We start from the raw sequence: 20,206 nt of genomic DNA on the forward strand, positions 1-20,206 counted from the left end.
CTCTGGCCTGACTGGCGCTCGCATACACCGAAAAAACCAGAGTGGAAGCCTACTTACGGATACATCAGTTCCGAGTATAGACACAGATCAAGAAAAGACTAAAAAATCGGCTAAACCCAAAAAATCTAACTGAGAATTTTTAAGAATTAAAACGAATATGTTATTTAACCTTCCGGTAACCAACCGGCGTCTCTGGGTGCTGGCCTGACCATTGATGCTCACCAACCTCACCGTTCCCCTGCCGGGGCTGGTGGACGCCGCCGTGCCAGGGCTCCTCGATAGCCCCGAGTCTCAGTATGGGTAGCTGTGCCGCTCTCATACCCGAAACGGACGATGGTTTGAGAGCCAGTGACCGGAGTTCAATCTGTAACATTACGACTGTGTATTTTCACAATGCCGGAAAAGCAGTTGGCCGAATCTCGGCTACACTTGTCAGAAAAGGCAGGCACGATGGGGTAGCCAGCCCTACTCTTTACCTGCCCGGGAACTCGTTGCTAACTGCTACTAACAACGGGAGGCGCCTTGCGACCTCAATTCGTTCAAACATTGGCATCTCCTGAAATGACACCACAGGTAGTCCTCGAAATTATTGATCAGGCTCGGCGCAAGGAAGCCCGCTCCGGCACCTTCCTCCGGCAGCTGCATGCGAAGGTTGCCGCGTTGCCCTCTGCCGTCACTATCGAGGGCTACCAGCCGGCCACCTGTCTGTTCCAGTTTGTGGTTGAATACGTAGAGTTGGCACCGAGACTGATTGAATGCGTCGAAGCCTGTGCCCGTGAGGCCGGCAAAGCCGATCTGTTTGAACCGTTTGTCAGTGCCGCCATCCGTTACTTCACCCAGCCCTCAGCCCTGTTGGTGCGTTATGACGGCCTCGATGGCCTGCTGATCCGGGCCTATCTGTGCCACCGGCTGATGGAAGAAATGTATGAAAACAACCGGTGCACCCGGACCAGCAAACTGGTGGATATGGAGGCGACTCGTGCTAACCTGCTCGCTCACCAGCTGATTGGCGAGCCTTTTGCCAATGAACTGGACGACTCCATAACCGTGACCGTGTTGCAGATAGCCGGCACGCCAGACTATTACGAGCTCAACCTCGACCCCTTCGTCGAACAGGTCAACAACGCCGCCTGGGACTGGATGCGGCATTACTGGGAAAATCTGCTGGTAAGGAACCACATTCGATTCTCCCTCGGTTCCGGCCTGTCCTGACAGGTTTTGAGTGCTCTGCCGTGGCCTGCCGTGATGCGGCGACCATCAACAGTACACTGGAGACCCACACCTTGCTCGAAAACGCTGATCTGGGAAAACTGATTATCCGCCTGACCCTGGGCGGCCTGATACTGTTCCACGGTATTGCCAAACTGCTCAACGGTGTTGGTTTCATTGAAGGCGCGCTGGCCAGCCACGGGCTGCCCAGCTTCCTGGCTTACGGGGTTTTCGTGGGTGAAATCATTGCCCCGCTAATGGTGATTCTGGGCTACCAGACCCGCATTGGCGCCCTGCTGATCGTGTTCAATATGCTGGTGGCAATTGTGCTTGTGCATACCAACGAATTACTGACCCTGGGCCGCAACGGAGGCTGGGCGCTGGAACTCCAGGGGTTCTTCCTGTTCACAGCGGTGGCAGTGATTTTCCTCGGGCCTGGGCGTTACAAGCTGAAAAACTGACTGCTCTGGTCAGGCGCCGGGGACCGACGCCGCCCCGAATCCACGGGCAACCATTACCCGGTTGCGGCCCGATTCCTTGGCGGCATACAGCGCCTCATCGGCCTGCCGGATCAGCTCGTGGGCTGCCATGCCCGGAGTGGGCACCAGGGAGGCGACACCCACACTGATGGTCAGGCTGACCGGTGCCACCCGCTCCCTGGAATGCACCGGATGGCGGGCCACCGCCTGGCGAACCCGCTCGGCCACCTCAACCGCGCCTTGTTCCGGCGTTGCCGGTAACAGAATACTGAATTCCTCACCGCCATAACGGGCCAGCAGATCTCCGGATCTTTGGATTTCACGGGCACACAGGGCTGCGACTTCCGTCAGGCAATCGTCACCCACCAGGTGCCCAAGCTCGTCATTTACCCGTTTGAAACGATCGATATCCAGCATCAACAGACTCAGCGGATGACCGTGACGCTGGGCCCGACTCCATTCGTCAGCAAGCTTTTCATCGAACCGCCGTCGGTTCGCAACGTGCGTCAGGCCATCCGTCAGGCTGATAGCCTTGAGCTGCTCGTTGGCCCGCTCCAGCTCTTCGGTGCGCTCCTGAACCCGCGACTCCAGGGTCTGGTTGGCCTGCTGCTGAATAACCAGCGCCTGTTCCTGAGCCTGGTGTCTCCGGCGGCGCTCCAGGTTGATGCGATAGGCCATGGCGAATGAAAGCAGGATCACTTCCAGGGCTATTCCCACCTGGGGCACGAACTCGGTCATGAAGCTGCGGGGCATGACACCCAGCTTGCTTAAGGCCAGAATCAGATGGCCGATCAGCAGCGGCGTCCAGGCAAGCACATAGAAGCCACCCAGGATCTGGCCTTTGCGCCAGACCAGCATGCCAATCAGCCAGGCCGCCGGTGTTACCACAGCGGCAAGCACACTGATCAGCACGATTCCCGCCTGGTAGCTGCCGAACAGGCCGAACAGAAACGCAAATCCGGCGCCCGCCAGAGCCAGTTGCAGAAACCGGTAACTGGCATGGCTGTAGAGGCGGACGTTCAGGAACCGAAGGGTAAACATGGCGGCACAAAACAGGGCAAGGCTGATGGCCGGCACCGTGAAGTAGCGGTTGATAACGGGTAAATCCGGCCACAGCCACTGGAACAGCAGGCCATGGAAATTCAGTTGTACCAGCCCGGTGGCAACGACCGTCAGCACGTACCAGAGGTAGGTTGAATGACGGACAATAACGAACAGGAACAGGTTGTACAGCGCCATCGCGATGATGATGCCCAGAAACACCGTTTGCCAGCCATAGGACAACTGCTCATTGGCCAGAAACTCGGCCGAAGGCGTGACCGCCACGGGAATCTGAACCGATCCCAGGGTTTTCACCCGCACGAAGGCGGTCACCGGCTGGGTATTCGAGGGCACCAGGAACACGAAATTGCGATGATAGATGGGGCGACTGCTGAAAGGCAGGGTGTCGCCAGTCTGGTGAGTCTGGATCAGCTCCCCATTGAGCACCCAGTACACAGAAACCTCGTCCAGCAGCGGATAGCCAATCTCAAGCACCCGGTTGGCCGGCTCTGGCGGAACCTCGATCTTAAGCCAGAAACTGCCATTGCTGAAACCGCGATTGAAAACCTCGCTGGCGCCAAAGCGTTGCCAACTGGCCGACGGCGCAGCGCGGACATCAGCCAGCGCCAGCTCATTGGCCGGCGCCTCCAGCCACTCGAAAGCCACCGGGGCTGCCTGAACGGGGGCGCTGGCCAGACCTGTCAGCCACAATAGAATCAGGAATACGCAGGAGGCCTGCCAAGTCATAGCGGTTTCCGGTTTCCGGGGCCGGGTAGTTGTTCTACACTTCAGGCCCTGGCTGAGTCTTTTCGCATCCCTGCCATTCCTGATCAAGTTTATACGGTTACGCCCCCTGCGTCCCCCGTAAAAGCAGGGTTCAACAGGCCTGAATCCGCCGAGGTACAGGATGACAGAACATAAAAACACGATACGGCCCGGCCGCTATCGCCACTACAAGGGCAAGGATTACGAAGTGATCGGCATCGCCCGGGACAGTGAAACCGAAGAGCAGATGGTGGTTTACCGCTGCCTGTACGGCGACTACAGCCTCTGGGTACGCCCTCTGACCATGTTCCGGGAAACCGTGGAAGTGGCCGGCGAGCAGGTTCCCCGTTTTGCCCGCCTCGACGAAGCCTGACGGTAATCACGTACCTTGACTGCCGGCGTCAGTCGTCTGCCCCGGCCTTGAAAAACACCACCTGCCGGACGGTGTGATCGTCCTCGTTCTTGCGCTTGTTCACCCGGGTTTCCAGCTCCGGGCTGGTCGGCTGTTCGACGTCAGACACCGCATCGGTGAAGCCACAGGCCACGCACTCGCGTACCTGGTCATCGTCATCGGTGGTGAACATCATGATCTTGTCCATCTCACCACAGCGAGGGCAGACGGCCCCGGCGATAAAACGTTTTGGACTCGCCATAAGAGTACTCCCGTCAATATGGGTATTGGTTGTCGGGTTACGGCCTTTGGCCTGACCCGACACCGTTTATTCTCAGGCGGCTTCGTCCGTGATGCCGGATTGTCTCAACAGGGCATCCACCTGCGGTTCCCGGCCGCGGAACGCTTTGAACAGCTCCATGGGCTCCTGCGAGCCGCCTTTCTCCAGGATGTTGTTCAGGAAGGCCTTGCCGGTTTCAGGATCGAAGATGCCTTTCTCCTCGAACAGTGAGAAAGCATCGGCCGCCAGTACTTCCGCCCATTTGTAGCTGTAATAACCGGCTGCGTATCCACCCGCGAAAATGTGCGAGAACGAGTTCGGGAAGCGGTTGAATTCCGGGGCTTGCACCACCGCAATTTCGCTGCGCACCTTGCGGTGCATATCCAGCGGGTTGGTGGGCGCCTCTCTGGTGAACTCCGCGTGCAGGCGGAAGTCAAACAGGGAGAATTCCAACTGGCGCACCATGGCCATTCCGGACTGGAAGTTCTTCGCTGCCAGCAACTTCTGCAACAGATCTTCCGGAAGCGGTTCGCCGGTTTCGTGATGCGAAGCGATCAATCCCAGGGATTCCGGGTTCCAGCACCAGTTCTCCAGGAACTGGCTGGGCAGCTCCACCGCATCCCAGGCCACGCCGTTAATGCCGGATACGTCCAGCACGTCGACCTGGGTCAGCATGTGGTGCAGGCCGTGACCGAACTCATGGAACAAGGTGGTGACCTCGTCGTGGGTCAACAATGACGGCTGGCCGTTCACCGGGGGCGTGAAGTTGCAGGTCAGGAAAGCGACCGGTAGCTGCAGGTGGCCACGCTGGTTGCGCCAGCGAACCCGGCAATCCGCCATCCAGGCGCCGCCGCGCTTACCCTGGCGGGCAAACAGGTCCAGGTAAAACCAGGCCAGGGGTTCGCCGTTACGGCTGATGCAGTAGGCGGTGGCGTCTTCGTGCCAGGTCTCCACCTCGGGTCTGGCTTCGATCTGCACATCAAACAACTTCTCCGCCACCCGGAACAGGCCGGGCACTACATTGTTCACCGGGAACCAGGGGCGCAGGGTTTCCGGGGAAATGTCATAACGTTTCTGGCGCAGTTTTTCGCTGTAGTAGCCAATGTCCCAGGCCTGCATGTCCTCCACGCCATACTCGTCTTTGGCAAAAGCCTTCAGTTCGGCAAACTCTTTTTCGGCCTGGGGCCTGGACCTGGCCGCCAACTGGGTCAGGAACTCCAGCACCTCGTCGCTGCTGCGGGCCATCTTGGTGACCAGGGAGCGCTCGGCGAAGTTGTCAAAACCGAGCAGTTGGGCGAGAGCATGGCGGCGCTTCAGAATCTCCGCCATCACCGGCGTGTTGTCCCACTGGCCGGCATCCGGGCCCTGATCCGACGCCCGGGTAACAAACGCCTCGTAGACTTCCCGGCGCAGATCCCGGTTGTCACAGTAGGTCATCACCGGGAAGAAGCTGGGGAAATCCAGGGTAATCACATACCCGTCCAACTCCTTCTGCCGGGCCGCCTGCCTGGCGCCTTCGATGGCGGTTTCCGGAATGCCGGTCAGCTCATCCACATCGGTGATGTGTTTGAACCAGTGCTGGGTCGCATCCAGAACGTTGTCGCTGAAGCGGTTGGACAGCTCTGCCAGCTCCCGGGACAGATCGGCGTACTGCTTTTTCTTGTCCTCGGGCAGGTCGACACCGCCCAGGTGGAAATCCCGCAGGGTATTGTCCACCGACTTGCGCTGGGCTTCGCTCAGATCCCTGAAATCCTCCCGTGCCGCCAGTTTCTTATAGGCGTTGCACAGTGCCTCGTTCTGGCTGACTTCGGTGCTGTACTCGGTCAGCTTCTCCAGGCAGTTCTTGTACACCTTGCGCAGGTCGTCGCTGTTCATCACCCCGTTCAGGTGTGAAATCACCGACCAGGCGTTGCTCAGTTTGTCTTCCATTGCCTGCATCGGCTGCGCCAGGGTATCCCAGGTGGGGTCCTCCTGCCCGGCCAGTTGGCTGATCTTCATCCGGTTTTCACTGAGAATCTGGTCAATTGCCGTTTCCATGTGTTCCGTGCGGACATGGTCAAACTTCGGCAACAGGTCATCGGTCAGTAACGGGTTATTCATAAGTCCCCTTCTCAGCTCTTTGTATCTAAGGTAGTTTCGGTGTATCAACTACCGGGGCGGGCACCTGTGGGAGAGGCCCTTCCAAAACACGCTCCTTGCGGCACGTCCATGTGACGCTTGGGCTCCGCCATCCATGGCTCCGCACAGTTTTGGAAGGGCCTCTCCCACAGGTACCCCGGGCCACCGGGTAAACGCTTAATTAACAGGTACTATGTAATGACAAATGTACGCTCACACAAGGGTATCACGCCACATTTTGGACAGCGCGCCTGGGTTGATCCCAGTGCCGCGGTGATTGGCGATGTCCAGACCGGTGATGACGTCTCCATCTGGCCCATGACGGTCGTGCGTGGGGACATGCACCAAATCCGGATCGGGGATCGCTGCAGCATTCAGGACGGATCGGTGCTGCACATCACGCACGCCAGTGATTATAACCCCGGGGGTTACCCACTAACGCTGGGAGATGATGTAACCGTCGGCCACAAGGCGCTGCTGCATGGTTGCACCATTGGTAGCCGGGTGCTGGTGGGTATGGGCTGTATCATCATGGATGGGGCCGTGGTGGAAGACGAGGTGATTGTCGCTGCCGGGTGTCTGGTGCCGCCGGGGAAGACGCTGGAATCGGGGCATCTGTACGTTGGCTCGCCGTGTAAAAAGGCCCGGGCGCTGACCGACCAGGAGCGGGGGTTCTTTAAATACACGGCCGCCAACTATGTCCGGCTGAAAGATGAATACCTTGAGGCGCCACAGTCCGGTGGGGATTGATTCCGATCAAAATCCGAACACCCAGCCCTTGAAAACCCTTCGTGCGCACCTACATTCGAAATTAGCAGAGGTTCACGGATAACCATCCGGCTGGCGCCACCGGCATGGAGCTGTTCCGTGATCGAAGCTGATGTCTGTTTATTCAGATTCGTTCACGACGAAAAGGAGGAAATCCTTATGAGCAATATTACCCGCTGGAATCCGGTCAATGAGTTTGAAGACCTGATGAACCGCTATAACCGCATGTTTGGCCTGACCCGCTCCGGTGGCGAGCGCGAAGGCAGGGATCTGTTCAGCCGCAGCGACTGGGCCCCGGCGGTCGACATCAAGGAGACGCCGGAAGCCTTTACCATTGAAGCCGAGTTGCCGGGCATGTCCAGGGAAGACGTGAAAGTCACCGTGCACGAGGGCGTTCTGAGCATTCAGGGCGAACGCAAGAGCGAGGAAGAAGCCGAAGACAAGAAGCACCACCGGATTGAGCGCTTCTACGGCAGTTTTCTGCGCCGCTTCACGCTGCCGGACAATGTCGATGAAAACAGCGTGAAGGCCAGCTTCAGGGACGGCATGCTGACCCTGACACTCCAGAAGACTGAACCGAAAGAGCCCAAGGCCATTGAGGTCGACGTGCAGTAACTTCCGCCGGCTTCAGACCGCGAGACGCGGCCGCACCGGGATCAGCTCCCGGCTGCGGTCGTTTTTTTGGCACCGGCGTTTTCCAGCGACCGGGCGTAGTCCACACTCCGACGATGCCGGGAAATCAGATCAAGGATGGTTTCACCCTCGCCGTTGGTGGCGTTCAGATCCCGGCCCTCGGCAACGAAGAACCCGATAAAGCGCTCGAAATCTCCGGCCCGCATGGCCTGGTAGGCCTTCAGCAGGGCGTTGTAATCGGCGTTTTCAGCAGCATCCCAGGGCAGGATGTCCAGGAAACTCCTGACCCGCTCATCACTCCATTCCTCGCCAATGACTTTGGGCTTGTCCGGTCCACTCATGGTTGTTCTCTCATTCCGCTGTGCCAGTGAATTATCGGGGGCATAGTATAAAGCCCTGAAAGCACGTCAGTTATATGGATTGCGCATGAGAGGCTGCGCAGCAGATATAAGGCTCAGGGCAGGATTTCGACCGGAAGATCGCCGGTGGCAACCTCGTCATTGCATTCCGGATTGCGAATGGCGATTTCCACCCGGCGGTTCAGCGCCCGGTTTTCAAGTGAGTCGTTAGGCACCAGCGGGTTGGTCTCGGCGCGACCGGCCGCAACCACCCGCTCCGCCGGAACCTGGCGGTTCATGACCAGCTCATGGACCACGGAAACCGCCCGGGCCGCTGAAAGATCCCAGTTCGAGCGATAACGGTCACTGGAAATGGGCCGGTCATCGGTATATCCGGATACCAGAACGTCACCGGTACAGGCTGACAGCACGTTCACGACACGTTCGATAATCGGCATCATCTCCGGCTTGATAGCGGCTTCCCCGGAGCGGAAGGTGGCTTCCTCGGAGAACCGGATAACCACTTGGTTTTCATCGTAATTGACGCTCAGGGCCTCTGAGGCCACCTCCGGTTCCAGCTCCCGGATCATCCGGCTGGCCAGATCAATCACGCCGCCGGGAATCTTGGTAGGGGCGGCGCCATCTGTGCGCTCGTCAATAAACTCCGGCACCCTCGCCTGGGATTCGGATGGCTGAGGAAGCGAAACGGACTCCGATTCGATCAGGGTCAGGGGCGAGCCGCCGACATCGTCTGCCAGCACATTGCTGGACCCGAAAGCGACCGCCATGGAGTTGGCCATGGCCCGGTATTTCTCGACATCCAATTCTGCAAAGGACAACAGTAAAATAAAAAAGGTGAGCAGCAGGGTGGCCAGGTCGGCAAAGGTGACGATCCAGGCCGGAGTGTCGTTCTTCAGACGCAGCTTGTTTTTCTTCCGGACCAGCTCCAAAGCCTCAGGCCTCCCGCTCCGGCGCCAGACCGGTACGCTGCTCCGGAGTGACGAACGATGACAACAGCTCGGTCATTACCCGCGGATTCTCGCCACGCATGATGTTCTTGATCGAGGTAAGAATCAGTAGCTGGTTGCGCGCCTCGTCCTCCGCCTTGAGCTGGAGTTTGTCCGCCAGGGGCAGGGCGATCAGCTGGGCGATGAAGGCACCATACAGGGTGGTCAACAGGGCAATGGCCATGGCCGGGCCTATGGACGAGGGGTCGTCCAGGGTATTGAGCATCTGCACCAGCCCCACCAGAGTACCCAACATGCCGATAGCCGGCGCGGATTCCCCGATGCCGCGGAACACCCGCTCGGCCACCTCATAGCGTTCGGCGGTCTGCTGGGCCTCCTGGGCCAGAGCTTCTTCGACCAGTTCAGGCGAATGGCCATCAACACAGAGATTGATGGCTTTCTGCAGGAACTCGTTGCCGGTCTGATGATTCTCCAGCCCGAGAATACCCTCCTTGCGCACCACCACGGCCAGCGAGCCTACCTCCCGGATCAACTCCGCGGGCCGGGCCATGCGGTCGGTGAACGCCGCCGACATGGCCAGGCGGAAGGCGCTCATCACAGACGCCATGCGGAACTTGATCAGGGTAACGGCAAAGGTTCCGCCCAGCACAATGGCCAGGCCCGGGAGGTTCAGAAATGTCAGGAATGAGGCATTGGTCAGCATTGCCAGGATGACAATCAGGACACCGGCTACAAGCCCCACAAGGGTAAGAATATCCATTGAAAATCCTTACGGAATGTTGACCCTGAGCATAGCCCAATCCGGGGCCAGGGGCTCAGTCGTCGCGCAATTCATCAATCACCGGCGCGGTTTCCGGGGCCACACCACGCCAGATCCGGAATGATTCCGCCGCCTGCTCCACCAGCATACCAAGACCGTCGTAAACGGTTTGCGCGCCCTGATCGAGGGCCCACTGATTGAAGGTCGTGGTCTGCAAGGAATACATCATGTCGTAGACCACCGTTTTCTCACCAATCACCTCCGGTGAAAGAGGTGGCAGATCGCCCTGCAAGCTGGCGCTGGTGCCGTTGATGATCAGGTCATAGGGTTCCCGGGGCTCGTCAAAAGCGCAGGCAGACAGCTGTGTGGAGCCGGCAACCGGTGCAAACAGCTCAACCAGGGCTTGCGCCCGGGCAAGCGTGCGGTTGGCGATGGTAAGAGAGGCCGGCCGCTCCGCCAGTAGGGGGCCCAGAACGCCGCGGACCGCCCCTCCGGCACCCAGAACCAGAATATCGGCACCCTCAAGGCGCACCCCATGATTCCGGACCAGATCCCGGACAATGCCGCAGCCGTCGGTATTGTCGGCGGTCAGCACGCCGGCGCCATCCTGATAAAGGGTGTTGGCCGCCCCGGCCTTCTCCGCCCGCTCGGTCCGGCGTTCAGCCAGCTTCCAGGCGTCTTCCTTGAACGGCACCGTCACATTCAGGCCCTGGCCACCGCGCTCGAAAAACTGCCTCACGGTGCCCGGGAAACCGTCCAGGGGCGCCTGGATGGCGGTGTATTCCACCGCCTCGCCGGTCTGGCTGGCAAACAGGCTGTGAATCCTTGGCGACTTGCTGTGGCTGACCGGGTTGCCAACAACGGCGTACAGATCGTTAGTCATGGTTGGCCTCCAGCCAGTCCCGGCCGGTCAGGAAAAACTCCGTGAGCCGGGCCTCGTCAGACCCCGGTTCCACGGTCCGGTTGTAATCCCAGCGCACCAGGGGCGGCAGGGACATCAGGATGGACTCCGTCCGGCCGCCGGATTGCAGCCCAAACAGGGTGCCGCGGTCGTACACCAGATTGAACTCCACGTAACGCCCACGCCGGTAGAGCTGGAAATCCCGCTCACGGTCACCGTAAGGGTGATCCATCCGGCGCCGGACAATGGGCTCATAGGCTTCAATATAGCTGTCACCGACGGCTTTCATCAGGCCGAAGTCCTGCTCGAAACCCCCGGTGTTGTGATCATCAAAGAAAAGACCACCCACACCCCGGGGCTCGTCCCGGTGCTTGAGATAGAAATAATTGTCGCACCAGTGCTTGAAGCGATGGTAGGTACCCTCACCAAAGGCTTCGCACGCGGCCCGGGCGGTCTTGTGCCAATGCACACAGTCCTCCTCGAAACCGTAATAGGGGGTGAGATCGTAACCGCCGCCAAACCAGTAAACCGGCTCACTGTTCCGGGGCCTGGCAATGAAAAAGCGGACATTGGCGTGCGAGGTGGGCACATAGGGGTTGTTCGGATGAATCACCAGGGAAACGCCCATAGCCTCCCAGGGCGCGCCGGCAAGATGGGGTCGGTGGGCCGTGGCTGAAGCCGGCATGGTCTCTCCCATCACATGGGAGAAGTTGACTCCGCCTTTTTCAAACACTTTCCCTTCGGTAATTACCCGGCTGACACCGCCGCCACCTTCCGGGCGGTCCCAGGCATCCCGGATAAAGGCAGCGCCGCCATCCACGACTTCCAGGCGGCTGCAAATATTTTCCTGCAGACTCAGCAGGTACTCTTTTACCGCATGGCTATCGGGCTGCTGTGACATGAATTCTCCTAACGAAGCTGCTTACCGTTGACAATATCAATAATCCGGCTGGGTTTGCGATTGCCGCCAAGCGAGCCGGGCACAATCCAGTCGAGCTGGTTACCGAAATACCGCCGGACCTGCCAGATATTCCGCGCCGGCTGGCGCCCGGCCGGGTTGCAGGAAGTGGATACCAGCGGCATGCCAACCGTGTCGCACAGGGCACGCACCACTGGATGCTCACTTACCCGAACCGCAATGGAATGATGCTGGCCACGCACCCATTCCGGCACCTGCTGCTCTACATCCGGCAACAGGCAGGTCACCGGCCCGGGCCAGTGACGTTCTGCTTCGGCCTGAAGCGACCGGGGCAGGGGATCCAGCAGGAAACGAATCTGGTCCACAGAGGAGGCTACCAGAATCACCCCTTTTCCGACGGGACGACGCTTCAGTTCCAGAATCCGTTCCACCGCCTGTTGGTCCCAGGGGTCACAGCCCAGGCCCCAGACCGCTTCGGTCGGATAAGCGATCACACCCCCGTGCATCACAGTGCGGCGAACACAATGCAATTGCCAGTCAGAAAGCGGGTGGGAAACAGCCATACTGCTCTTGTCAGAATCAATCAGGGTGGATGATCACACGGGGCTCAGGCGATTTTCTGGAAGCCTCCCGGTGCCGAGCTCACCAACCCTTGCAACTCCAGTAGCAACAGGGATTGCATGAGCTGGTCAGCGGGGAGACCGGTGGCTGAACTCAGTGCGTCGGTTGATTGTGGATCATACCCTAAAGCCTCAAATACCGCGATTTCCCGGCTGTCCAGACCGGCCAGCAACTGGCTGGACCGGTTCTGCCGCTTCGGCTCCGGCGTGGTGGCGACATCTTCCGTCAATGACCCGGACCACCAGGACCCCAGTTCCTCAAGAATGTCGTCCACTGTTTCTACGAGGCGCGCGCCCTGCCTGATCAGATGGTGACAGCCCCTGGCGACCGGACTGTGGATCGACCCCGGGATGGCAAACACCTCGCGTCCCTGCTCCAGGGCCATCCTCGCGGTGATCAGGGAACCACTGCGGAGACCCGCTTCCACCACCAGGACGCCGCGGCTCAGGCCACTGATAATCCGGTTACGCTGGGGAAAGTGGGCCGCTTTGGCCGGGGTACCAGGCGGGTATTCGGAAATCATCAGCCCCTCGGCAATCACCCGCTCGCCAAGGCGGCGGTGCTGGTTTGGATAAAGACGATCCAGCCCACACCCGATCACCGCCGTGGTCGGGAAGCCCGCATCCAGGGCGCCGGCATGAGCGGCGCCGTCCACACCCAGCGCCAGACCACTGGTGACCAGCAACTCCCGGGCGCTGAGTTCAGCCGCGAACCGGCGTGCATGGTCCAGACCGGCCCGTGTGGCCTTGCGGCTCCCGATAATGCCAATCTGCTCCCGACCCAGAAGCCCCGTGTTGCCAAGGGTATAGAGTACCAGTGGGGCGTCGTGAATGTGCCTTAGCTGCTCCGGATAGTCGACATCCTGCCAGGTGAGAATGCCAATGTTATGGCGCCGGCAGTTTTCCAGAATGGTCCGGACCTCACGCACCACCGGATGCGATTCGTCCTGCTGCTGCCACGCCTGGATGGCCGCACGGCTTTCTGCGGCCAGGCCAAGTGCCCGCAGGGTGGCCGGGTTCATGGTGAGCAGGTTCTTCAGTTCAGGGATTTCCGCCAGCAATTCGCGGCGTCGGGCATGGCCGAATTTTGGTAAACAGGTAAGCAGCAGCCAGGGGGCCAAAGGGGAGGAAAACACAGCATCATCCTTGCAGTAAGCGTCGGCCGGCCTTCCTGGTCCGGCCACTCAATATCAGTCGATCAGGGGTTGGTGACCTTGTCACCAACTGCCAGGGCACGACTGGCCTGAAGCACCAGGCCATAACTCATTTTTTCATAGGCCTGGAAAACCATCAGCAGCCCGGCGCGCTCTGAGGGCAGCTCAATGGTTTCACCCGTCACGGGATCGCGAACCAGGTTGCCACTCTTCAGCACCGCCATCACATTACCCGCTTCCAGGCCTTCGCGGGTACCGCGGTTGATGGCAACCACGTCAAACTGGCCGATCTGGCTGACACCACCATCGACGGAGATCATCTGACCCTCTACGTTTTCGCTGGGTACGCTGGGCACAAAGCTGGTGGTCAGGCGGCGGTCTTCGCTTACCAGCAGCCGGTCGCCAATACGAACTTCTTCATTGGAGCTGGTCAGGTTCACAGTCAGTACGTCACCATTTTCACGGGCCACGTCACCGCGGGCGATGCTGCGGGCCTCAAGACCAAGGAATTCGCCCGTCCCCGGATCCCTGAATTCCTTGCTGCGACGGAAGACTCCAACCTTGTTGGCCGGCTTTTCTCCGCGGGCGTAGATCCGGTCGCCAGCGCCGGTAATAATCCGGCCATCCTCACCTTCCAGCACGTAAGGAGCACCATTGAGTTCTTCCGGGCTTACGATGCGGGTGTCGGTCAGGAAGCTGCCGATGGCATCCAGCGGAATTGCGGGGATCGGCGTATCGATGGGCTCGGAACGGACCTGTGGCGACAGCCTGACCACGTCGCTGGTTGCTACCTTGGTAATACGGGGCTTGCCATCAATGTAAACCAGGGCAAGGCGATCGCCGGGGTAAATCAGGTGAGGGTTGGCGACCTGCGGGTTCACATGCCATATCTCCGGCCAATACCACGGGTTATTCAGAAAACGGGCCGAAATGTCCCAGAGGGTATCACCTTTCACAACGGTGTAACGCTCGGGATGATCGGACCGCAACTCCGGTGCCGCATGGGCCCAGGAGGTTAACAGCAGCGTAGTTGCTGCCAGAGCGTACAGCAGTTTCCTCATTGTGTAAGTCCTTGATCGCGTGCCTTGATTCTTTTGCATTCTGTTGGGATGCAGTCAGTTACCTGCAGCTTATTACGTTGGTATTCCAGTTACTATAGAAGAAGTCTCGAAAATTGTGATGTTATCTTTTGTTCTTCCAGTAAATTCTATCCCACCGGTGAAAGATTTTAACTATTAACTGATCAGTTTGTACTCAATCGCCGAATTGTTAGATAATAGTGGGCCTAACGTTGGATACTCCGTCAGCCGTTGAAAGCTGAGGCCCCGCCCCGATAATGGTAAAGTCAGGGCGAAAATTTGCGCAGTACGCTGTCGCATTTCGGAGATCACTTTCACAATGCTACAAAAGTTACAAAAGTTAAAAGGTTACAAAGTTAAAAGAGACGTCGGCCGGATCGACTGGCGTCCTGTCATTCAGACTAAAAGTATGAATATATGATATTAGAGATTCTCGAATACCCGGATCCCCGTCTGCGCACCGTCGCCAAACCGGTTGAAGAGGTGACAGACGCCGACCGCAAGCTGATCGACGACATGTTGGAGACCATGTACGATGCGGCTGGCATTGGCCTTGCGGCCACCCAGGTGAACGTTCACAAACAGATCATCGTTATGGATCTGTCGGAAGACAAGAGCGAGCCCCGGGTGTTTATCAACCCGCAGGTGGAAGTACTGGATGGCGAAAAAGAAGCCATGCAGGAAGGCTGCCTGTCAGTACCCGGCTTCTATGAAGAGGTTGAGCGGATCGAACACTGCAAGATCCGGGCGCTGGGTCGTGACGGCAAACCATTCGAGCTGGAAGCCCGGGGCCTGCTGGCGGTTTGTATCCAGCACGAGATGGATCACCTGAACGGCAAGCTGTTCGTGGACTACCTCAGCTCCCTGAAGCGTACCCGCATTCGCAAGAAGCTTGAGAAACTCCACAAGAAGAGCGCCTGATCCGCCTGCGGGCGGGTAACAAAAACCAGGCACTATTCCGGACCGGGTCACGACCCGGTCTTTTCGTATTCAACGGAACAGAGACCAAAACACCGTGCGACTTGTTTTTGCCGGCACTCCGGATTTCGCTGCCACCGCTCTCCAGACCCTGATCGGCACCCACCACAGCATCGTGGGCGTCTACTCCCAGCCGGACCGGCCCGCCGGCCGTGGCCGGAAGCTGCAACCCAGCCCGGTCAAGCAGGTCGCCCTGGATAACGGCATTCCAGTGCTCCAGCCCGAGAGCCTGAAAACACCGGAAGCCAGGCAAGAGCTGGCAGACCTGCGGCCGGACGTCATGATCGTCGCCGCCTATGGTCTGATCCTGCCGAAAGATGTACTGGAGATCCCGACCCACGGCTGCCTGAACATCCACGCCTCCCTGCTGCCCCGCTGGCGCGGCGCCGCGCCTGTCCAGCGGGCCATTGCCGCCGGCGACCAGGAAACCGGAATCACCATCATGCAGATGGACGAGGGCCTGGATACTGGCGCCATGCTCCTCAAATCCCTGACCATCATCGGAAAAAACGATACCGGCGGCAGCCTCCACGACCGGCTGGCAGAGATGGGCGGCAAGGCCATTGTCAAAGCCCTCGAGTTGCTGGAGAAAGGTGAACTCCGTGGCGAACCCCAGAACGACGATCTCGCCTGCTATGCCCGTAAGTTAAGCAAGGACGAGGGACACATCGACTGGCACACAGATGCCATCTCCATTGAACGGCTGATTCGTGCCTTCCACCCCTGGCCCGGGACCTACACCGATCTGGGCGATCAGCGCATCCGGATTCACCAAGCCAAAGCCCTCAATGACACTGGCGACAAACCGGCAGGCACGGTACTCCGGCGGGAGCGGGACGGCATCGACATCGCCTGCGGAACCGGAACCCTGCGCATCAGCCGGCTGCAACTGCCCGGTTCCCGGGCCCAGAGCGTGAACGACCTGATTAACGGCGGCAAGGAGCTGCTCATGCCCGGCCAGGAGTTGCACTGACATGGGCGACCAACAACAGCCCATGCGTGCCATCGCCGCCGGCGTGATGCTGGCGGTGGAGCATGGCCAGTCCCTGTCCCAGTGCCTGCCGCCGGCCCTGAACCGCCTGCCACCGAATGAGCGCCCGGAACTCCAGGCCCTGTGTTACGGCACCTGCCGCTGGTTCCACCGGCTTGATAGTGAGCTCAATGGCCGACTGAAGAAACCTCTGCGCAAACCGGACCGGATTGTCCATCACCTGATGCTGGTTGCGCTCTTTCAGTTGCGCTTCAGCCAGCAGGCTACCTACGCCGTGCTGAACGAAACCGTGGAAGCCTGCCGGGCATTGGACAAGCCGCACCTCACCGGTCTGGTCAATGGCGTATTGCGAGCGGCCGAGCGAGAAGGCTCGCCCGAACCTGCCAATGACTCTGCCCGTTTCAGCCACCCGGTGTGGATGGTGGAAAAGCTGCGCCACAACTGGCCGGAAGACTGGCAACGGATTCTGGGAGCCAACAACGCTCAGGCGCCCATGACCCTGCGGGTTAACGCCCTGCGTTTTCACCGGGACCAGTATCTGGCGCTGCTGAAAGAAGCCGGCATTGAGGCCAGCCCGACCCGTTTCGCGCCCCATGGCATTCAACTGGCCAGCCCGGTTCCCGTGGAGCGCCTGCCCTGGTTCGCCGACGGCGCTGCCAGTGTCCAGGACGAGGCTGCACAGCTTTGCACCACGTTACTGGATTTGGCTCCGGGTCAGCGGGTTCTGGATGCCTGTGCCGCTCCCGGAGGTAAAACCTGTGCAATCCTGGAAAGTTGTGCGGAACTGTCAGAAGTTGTGGCCATTGATGAGTCCGCCGATCGACTACCCCGGGTACAGGAAAACCTCGATCGCCTGGATCTGGACGCAACCCTGAAACAGTCGGATGCTGCCGCTACCGGTCAATGGTGGGATGGCCAGGCTTTCGACCGGATTCTTCTGGATGTGCCCTGCAGCGCCAGCGGCGTCATCCGCCGCCACCCGGACATCAAGTTACTGCGCCGGGAATCGGATATTGTCCCACTGGCCGCTATCCAGCTTGGTCTGCTGGACGCCATGTGGGCTATCCTGAAACCCGGTGGCCGGCTGGTGTATGCCACCTGCTCGGTGTTCCCCCAGGAAAACCACCGTATAATTCAGCGGTTCTGCAAACAGCAAACCGATGCCATCCTTGTTGGGCCCAACGCTCAATGGGGGCGTGACATGGGTGCCGGGCGGCAATTGCTCCCGGATCCGTTCAGCCATGACGGCTTCTTCTACGCCGTGCTGGAGAAACCCGAACCATGAAAATCCTGATTCTCGGTGCTGGCCAGGTGGGCGGCACACTCGCGGAAAACCTCGCCAACGAAGCCAACGACATCACTATTATCGACAGCGATAGTGCCCGGTTGCGTGAACTTCAGGACCGGCTCGACATCCGCACCGTTCAGGGCGAGGCATCTTATCCGACGACACTGCGACAAGCCGGCGCCGAAGACGCCGACATGCTGATCGCCGTCACCAACAGCGACGAAACCAACATGGTGGCCTGCCAGGTCAGCAAGCTCCTGTACAAGACGCCAACCACCATCTGCCGGGTGCGGGCCAGTGCCTACCTGGCGAAATCCGAGCTGTTTTACCAGCGGGATCAGACAAAAGATCTGGACAGCCTGCGTGGCTTTCCCATCGACGTACTGATCAGCCCGGAACATCTGGTAACCAAACACATCACCCGGCTGATCGAAAACCCGGGGGCATTGCAGGTTCTGGAATTCTCCAAAGGCCTGACCCGGCTGGTTGCCCTCCGCGCCACCCGGGGCGGGCCACTGGTCGGCCATGAGCTGTCTTACCTTCGCACCCACATGCCCAAAATCGATACCCGGGTGGCCGCCATTTTCCGGAAAGACCGGGCCATCATGCCCGAGGGCAACACCGTCATTGAGGATGGCGACGAGGTCTTCTTTATTGCCGCAGGCGATCATATAAAATCGGTTATGAGCGAGCTTCAGCCACTTGTGAAGCCCTACAAACGCATTTTTATCTGCGGTGGCGGCAACATCGGCCAACGGCTGGCCCATACCCTGGAAAACCGTTTCCAGGTCAAGCTGCTGGAACGGAGCCATGAACGCTGCGTGATGCTGTCGGAAAACCTCCGCAAGACCGTGGTCCTCGAAGGCAATGCCGCCAACAAGGATATTCTGCTGGAAGAGAACATCGAGAATACCGATGTGTTCTGCGCGGTCACCAACGACGACGAGGCCAACATCATGGCCTCGCTGCTGGCCAAGCGCCTGGGCGCCCGGAAAGTACTCACCCTGATCAACAACCCGGATTATGTCGATCTGATCCAGGGCGGCGACATCGATGTCGCCATTTCTCCCCAGCAAACCACCATCGGCAGTCTGCTTACCCACGTTCGCAGAGGCGACGTTGTGAATGTTCACTCACTGCGCAGAGGGGCCGCCGAGGCCATCGAAGCCATCGCCCATGGTGACCACCGGTCATCGAAGGTGGTCGGCAAACGGCTGGACGAGATCAATCTTCCGGAAGGCACCACCATCGGTGCCATCGTGCGGCGCAGCGAAGTACTGATTGCCCACGACCACCTCCGGATCCAGCCAGATGACCACGTTATCCTGTTCCTGGTGGACAAAACCCGGATACGGGAAGTGGAAAAACTGTTCCAGGTGGGTCTCACCTTCTTCTGATTTAGAAATACGCATCCAGCACGCGTATAATGCGCCTTTTTTCGGAGTGCCCCGAAGGATAACCGGGGTGCCACACACAGACTGATCAGCAGGCAACCGTCGTGACAGACAAGGCAACGAAACAGACAAATCCGGACATCGGGACCTTCCAGGGCCTGATCCTGGCTCTGCAGAATTTCTGGGCGCAACATGGCTGCGTGGTTCTCCAGCCACTGGATATGGAAGTGGGCGCCGGCACCTTCCACCCGGCCACCTTCCTGCGGGCCATCGGGCCGGAAACCTGGAATGCCGCCTACGTTCAGCCCAGCCGCCGACCGACTGATGGCCGCTACGGCGAGAACCCCAACCGTCTGCAGCATTACTACCAGTTCCAGGTGGTCCTCAAGCCGTCGCCGGACAACATTCAGGAGCTGTACCTGGATTCCCTGAAGGCTCTGGGCCTGGACCCGCTGGTGCACGACATCCGGTTTGTGGAAGACAACTGGGAATCACCCACCCTCGGCGCCTGGGGTCTGGGCTGGGAAATCTGGCTTAACGGCATGGAAGTCACCCAGTTTACCTACTTCCAGCAAGTGGGGGGCCTGGAATGCTTCCCGGTGACCGGCGAGCTCACCTACGGGCTAGAGCGGATCGCCATGTACCTGCAGGGTGTCGACAGTGTCTACGATCTGGTCTGGACCGAAGGCCCTGATGGTGTGGTCACCTATGGTGATGTGTTCCACCAGCAGGAAGTGGAGATGTCCACCTACAACTTTGAACACGCCGATACCGAGTTCCTGTTCCACAGCTTCGATGTCCACGAGCGGGAGAGTGCCCGCCTGATCGAAGCCGGCCTGGCGCTGCCAGCCTATGAGCAGGTTCTGAAAGCCTCCCACACCTTCAACCTGCTGGACGCCCGCCACGCCATCTCGGTGACCGAGCGCCAGCGCTTTATCCTGCGGGTACGTACCCTGGCGCGTTCAGTCGCCCAGGCGTACTTCGACAGCCGCCGGGCACTGAGCTTCCCGCTGGCGCCCGAGGCTCTGCGCAAGGAAGTGCTGGCCGCCGCCGAGGCCGCCGATGACAAGGCGAAGAGCCAAAACGGCAAAAAAGCGAAGAAGGCACAGCAGGAACAGGGGAACGCATAATC

21 protein-coding genes are annotated in these 20,206 nt (G+C 59.4%); 10 read left to right on the top strand and 11 right to left on the bottom strand.

The genetic code is table 11. The features are described from left to right. Nucleotides 1-561: 561 nt before the first annotated feature. Together NLK58_RS12890 and NLK58_RS12895 are read left to right on the top strand one after the other, a co-directional pair. Nucleotides 562-1,212: a hypothetical protein gene (locus NLK58_RS12890; protein WP_117618900.1), complete on the top strand. Its 651-nt coding sequence runs from the start codon at nt 562-564 to the stop codon at nt 1,210-1,212. Nucleotides 1,213-1,283: 71 nt separating this feature from the next. Further along, nucleotides 1,284-1,670, top strand: a complete 387-nt coding sequence (locus NLK58_RS12895) for a DoxX family protein (RefSeq protein WP_117620387.1) — start codon at nt 1,284-1,286, stop codon at nt 1,668-1,670. Between the two features lie 9 nt (nt 1,671-1,679). Here NLK58_RS12895 and NLK58_RS12900 read toward each other — a convergent pair whose 3' ends face one another. After that, on the bottom strand, nt 1,680-3,476 hold the full coding sequence (locus tag NLK58_RS12900; RefSeq protein WP_341580926.1) for a diguanylate cyclase: 1,797 nt from the start codon (nt 3,474-3,476) through the stop codon (nt 1,680-1,682). Nucleotides 3,477-3,636: 160 nt separating this feature from the next. On the opposite strand from NLK58_RS12900, the gene NLK58_RS12905 reads away from it, so the two are divergent. Beyond that, nucleotides 3,637-3,867 (top strand): DUF1653 domain-containing protein, encoded by a 231-nt coding sequence (locus tag NLK58_RS12905; protein ID WP_117618901.1) that lies wholly within the window; start codon nt 3,637-3,639, stop codon nt 3,865-3,867. A 28-nt stretch (nt 3,868-3,895) separates the two neighbouring features. On the opposite strand, the gene NLK58_RS12910 is transcribed toward NLK58_RS12905, so the two are convergent. Both NLK58_RS12910 and prlC read right to left on the bottom strand, forming a co-directional pair. Further along, nucleotides 3,896-4,147, bottom strand: coding sequence for a YheV family putative zinc ribbon protein (locus NLK58_RS12910; protein WP_117618902.1), 252 nt, complete (start codon nt 4,145-4,147; stop codon nt 3,896-3,898). Between the two features lie 72 nt (nt 4,148-4,219). Beyond that, a complete protein-coding gene (prlC, locus tag NLK58_RS12915) occupies nt 4,220-6,265 on the bottom strand; it encodes an oligopeptidase A (protein WP_341580927.1) in 2,046 nt (681 codons plus the stop codon). Between the two features lie 216 nt (nt 6,266-6,481). Here prlC and NLK58_RS12920 point away from each other — a divergent pair, with 216 nt between their 5' ends. Continuing rightward, complete coding sequence (locus NLK58_RS12920; RefSeq protein ID WP_341580928.1) at nt 6,482-7,033, top strand: gamma carbonic anhydrase family protein; 552 nt, start codon at nt 6,482-6,484, stop codon at nt 7,031-7,033. A 177-nt stretch (nt 7,034-7,210) separates the two neighbouring features. Continuing rightward, nucleotides 7,211-7,666, top strand: a complete 456-nt coding sequence (locus tag NLK58_RS12925) for an Hsp20/alpha crystallin family protein (RefSeq protein WP_117620389.1) — start codon at nt 7,211-7,213, stop codon at nt 7,664-7,666. Nucleotides 7,667-7,707: 41 nt separating this feature from the next. On the opposite strand, the gene NLK58_RS12930 is transcribed toward NLK58_RS12925, so the two are convergent. From NLK58_RS12930 to NLK58_RS12965, 8 genes are all read right to left on the bottom strand, one after another. After that, nucleotides 7,708-8,025: a PA4642 family protein gene (locus NLK58_RS12930; protein WP_117618905.1), complete on the bottom strand. Its 318-nt coding sequence runs from the start codon at nt 8,023-8,025 to the stop codon at nt 7,708-7,710. 113 nt (nt 8,026-8,138) lie between these two features. Continuing rightward, nucleotides 8,139-8,972 carry a flagellar motor protein MotB gene (locus NLK58_RS12935; protein ID WP_117618906.1) on the bottom strand — a complete coding sequence of 278 codons (834 nt, stop codon included), beginning with the start codon at nt 8,970-8,972 and terminating at the stop codon, nt 8,139-8,141. Nucleotides 8,973-8,976: 4 nt separating this feature from the next. Then, nucleotides 8,977-9,750, bottom strand: a complete 774-nt coding sequence (locus tag NLK58_RS12940) for a MotA/TolQ/ExbB proton channel family protein (protein WP_117618907.1) — start codon at nt 9,748-9,750, stop codon at nt 8,977-8,979. Nucleotides 9,751-9,805: 55 nt separating this feature from the next. Continuing rightward, entirely contained in the window at nt 9,806-10,633 is an 828-nt protein-coding gene (gene aroE / locus NLK58_RS12945; RefSeq protein WP_117618908.1) for a shikimate dehydrogenase, read from the bottom strand. Further along, a complete protein-coding gene (hemF, locus tag NLK58_RS12950) occupies nt 10,626-11,552 on the bottom strand; it encodes an oxygen-dependent coproporphyrinogen oxidase (protein ID WP_341580929.1) in 927 nt (308 codons plus the stop codon). Before hemF ends, aroE begins: the two co-directional genes overlap by 8 nt. Before the next feature lie 8 nt (nt 11,553-11,560). Further along, nucleotides 11,561-12,133 carry an L-threonylcarbamoyladenylate synthase gene (locus NLK58_RS12955; RefSeq protein ID WP_117618910.1) on the bottom strand — a complete coding sequence of 191 codons (573 nt, stop codon included), beginning with the start codon at nt 12,131-12,133 and terminating at the stop codon, nt 11,561-11,563. 44 nt (nt 12,134-12,177) lie between these two features. Then, nucleotides 12,178-13,326 (bottom strand): DNA-processing protein DprA, encoded by a 1,149-nt coding sequence (gene dprA / locus NLK58_RS12960; protein WP_117618911.1) that lies wholly within the window; start codon nt 13,324-13,326, stop codon nt 12,178-12,180. Nucleotides 13,327-13,388: 62 nt separating this feature from the next. Continuing rightward, the gene (locus NLK58_RS12965; RefSeq protein WP_341580930.1) at nt 13,389-14,405 is read right to left on the bottom strand and encodes a LysM peptidoglycan-binding domain-containing protein; all 1,017 of its coding nucleotides are present in this window, start codon (nt 14,403-14,405) and stop codon (nt 13,389-13,391) included. A 435-nt stretch (nt 14,406-14,840) separates the two neighbouring features. Here NLK58_RS12965 and def point away from each other — a divergent pair, with 435 nt between their 5' ends. From def to glyQ, 5 genes are all read left to right on the top strand, one after another. Continuing rightward, complete coding sequence (gene def / locus NLK58_RS12970) at nt 14,841-15,344, top strand: peptide deformylase (RefSeq protein ID WP_117618913.1); 504 nt, start codon at nt 14,841-14,843, stop codon at nt 15,342-15,344. A 94-nt stretch (nt 15,345-15,438) separates the two neighbouring features. After that, nucleotides 15,439-16,374, top strand: coding sequence for a methionyl-tRNA formyltransferase (gene fmt, locus NLK58_RS12975; RefSeq protein ID WP_117618914.1), 936 nt, complete (start codon nt 15,439-15,441; stop codon nt 16,372-16,374). Between the two features lies 1 nt (nt 16,375). After that, nucleotides 16,376-17,677, top strand: coding sequence for a 16S rRNA (cytosine(967)-C(5))-methyltransferase RsmB (gene rsmB, locus NLK58_RS12980; protein ID WP_117618915.1), 1,302 nt, complete (start codon nt 16,376-16,378; stop codon nt 17,675-17,677). Further along, a complete protein-coding gene (gene trkA / locus NLK58_RS12985; RefSeq protein ID WP_117618916.1) occupies nt 17,674-19,077 on the top strand; it encodes a Trk system potassium transporter TrkA in 1,404 nt (467 codons plus the stop codon). The genes rsmB and trkA overlap by 4 nt, the downstream gene beginning before the upstream one ends. A gap of 101 nt (nt 19,078-19,178) precedes the next feature. Next, complete coding sequence (glyQ, locus tag NLK58_RS12990; protein ID WP_117618917.1) at nt 19,179-20,204, top strand: glycine--tRNA ligase subunit alpha; 1,026 nt, start codon at nt 19,179-19,181, stop codon at nt 20,202-20,204. Nucleotides 20,205-20,206 lie beyond the last annotated feature (2 nt).

The sequence above is a fragment of the Marinobacter metalliresistant genome (assembly GCF_038098645.1).
Lineage (GTDB): Bacteria > Pseudomonadota > Gammaproteobacteria > Pseudomonadales > Oleiphilaceae > Marinobacter > Marinobacter metalliresistant.

Bases quoted from the DNA above. Each gene is read 5' to 3' on its own strand.
- NLK58_RS12925 (WP_117620389.1), top strand. From the start codon at position 7,211: ATGAGCAATATTACCCGCTGGAATCCGGTCAATGAGTTTGAAGACCTG.
- NLK58_RS12955 (WP_117618910.1), bottom strand. From the start codon at position 12,133: ATGGCTGTTTCCCACCCGCTTTCTGACTGGCAATTGCATTGTGTTCGC.
- aroE (WP_117618908.1), bottom strand. From the start codon at position 10,633: ATGACTAACGATCTGTACGCCGTTGTTGGCAACCCGGTCAGCCACAGC.
- NLK58_RS12890 (WP_117618900.1), top strand. From the start codon at position 562: ATGACACCACAGGTAGTCCTCGAAATTATTGATCAGGCTCGGCGCAAG.
- NLK58_RS12965 (WP_341580930.1), bottom strand. From the start codon at position 14,405: ATGAGGAAACTGCTGTACGCTCTGGCAGCAACTACGCTGCTGTTAACC.
- NLK58_RS12905 (WP_117618901.1), top strand. From the start codon at position 3,637: ATGACAGAACATAAAAACACGATACGGCCCGGCCGCTATCGCCACTAC.
- rsmB (WP_117618915.1), top strand. From the start codon at position 16,376: ATGGGCGACCAACAACAGCCCATGCGTGCCATCGCCGCCGGCGTGATG.
- NLK58_RS12910 (WP_117618902.1), bottom strand. From the start codon at position 4,147: ATGGCGAGTCCAAAACGTTTTATCGCCGGGGCCGTCTGCCCTCGCTGT.
- def (WP_117618913.1), top strand. From the start codon at position 14,841: ATGATATTAGAGATTCTCGAATACCCGGATCCCCGTCTGCGCACCGTC.
- NLK58_RS12940 (WP_117618907.1), bottom strand. From the start codon at position 9,750: ATGGATATTCTTACCCTTGTGGGGCTTGTAGCCGGTGTCCTGATTGTC.
- NLK58_RS12930 (WP_117618905.1), bottom strand. From the start codon at position 8,025: ATGAGTGGACCGGACAAGCCCAAAGTCATTGGCGAGGAATGGAGTGAT.
- hemF (WP_341580929.1), bottom strand. From the start codon at position 11,552: ATGTCACAGCAGCCCGATAGCCATGCGGTAAAAGAGTACCTGCTGAGT.
- NLK58_RS12900 (WP_341580926.1), bottom strand. From the start codon at position 3,476: ATGACTTGGCAGGCCTCCTGCGTATTCCTGATTCTATTGTGGCTGACA.
- prlC (WP_341580927.1), bottom strand. From the start codon at position 6,265: ATGAATAACCCGTTACTGACCGATGACCTGTTGCCGAAGTTTGACCAT.
- trkA (WP_117618916.1), top strand. From the start codon at position 17,674: ATGAAAATCCTGATTCTCGGTGCTGGCCAGGTGGGCGGCACACTCGCG.
- NLK58_RS12920 (WP_341580928.1), top strand. From the start codon at position 6,482: ATGACAAATGTACGCTCACACAAGGGTATCACGCCACATTTTGGACAG.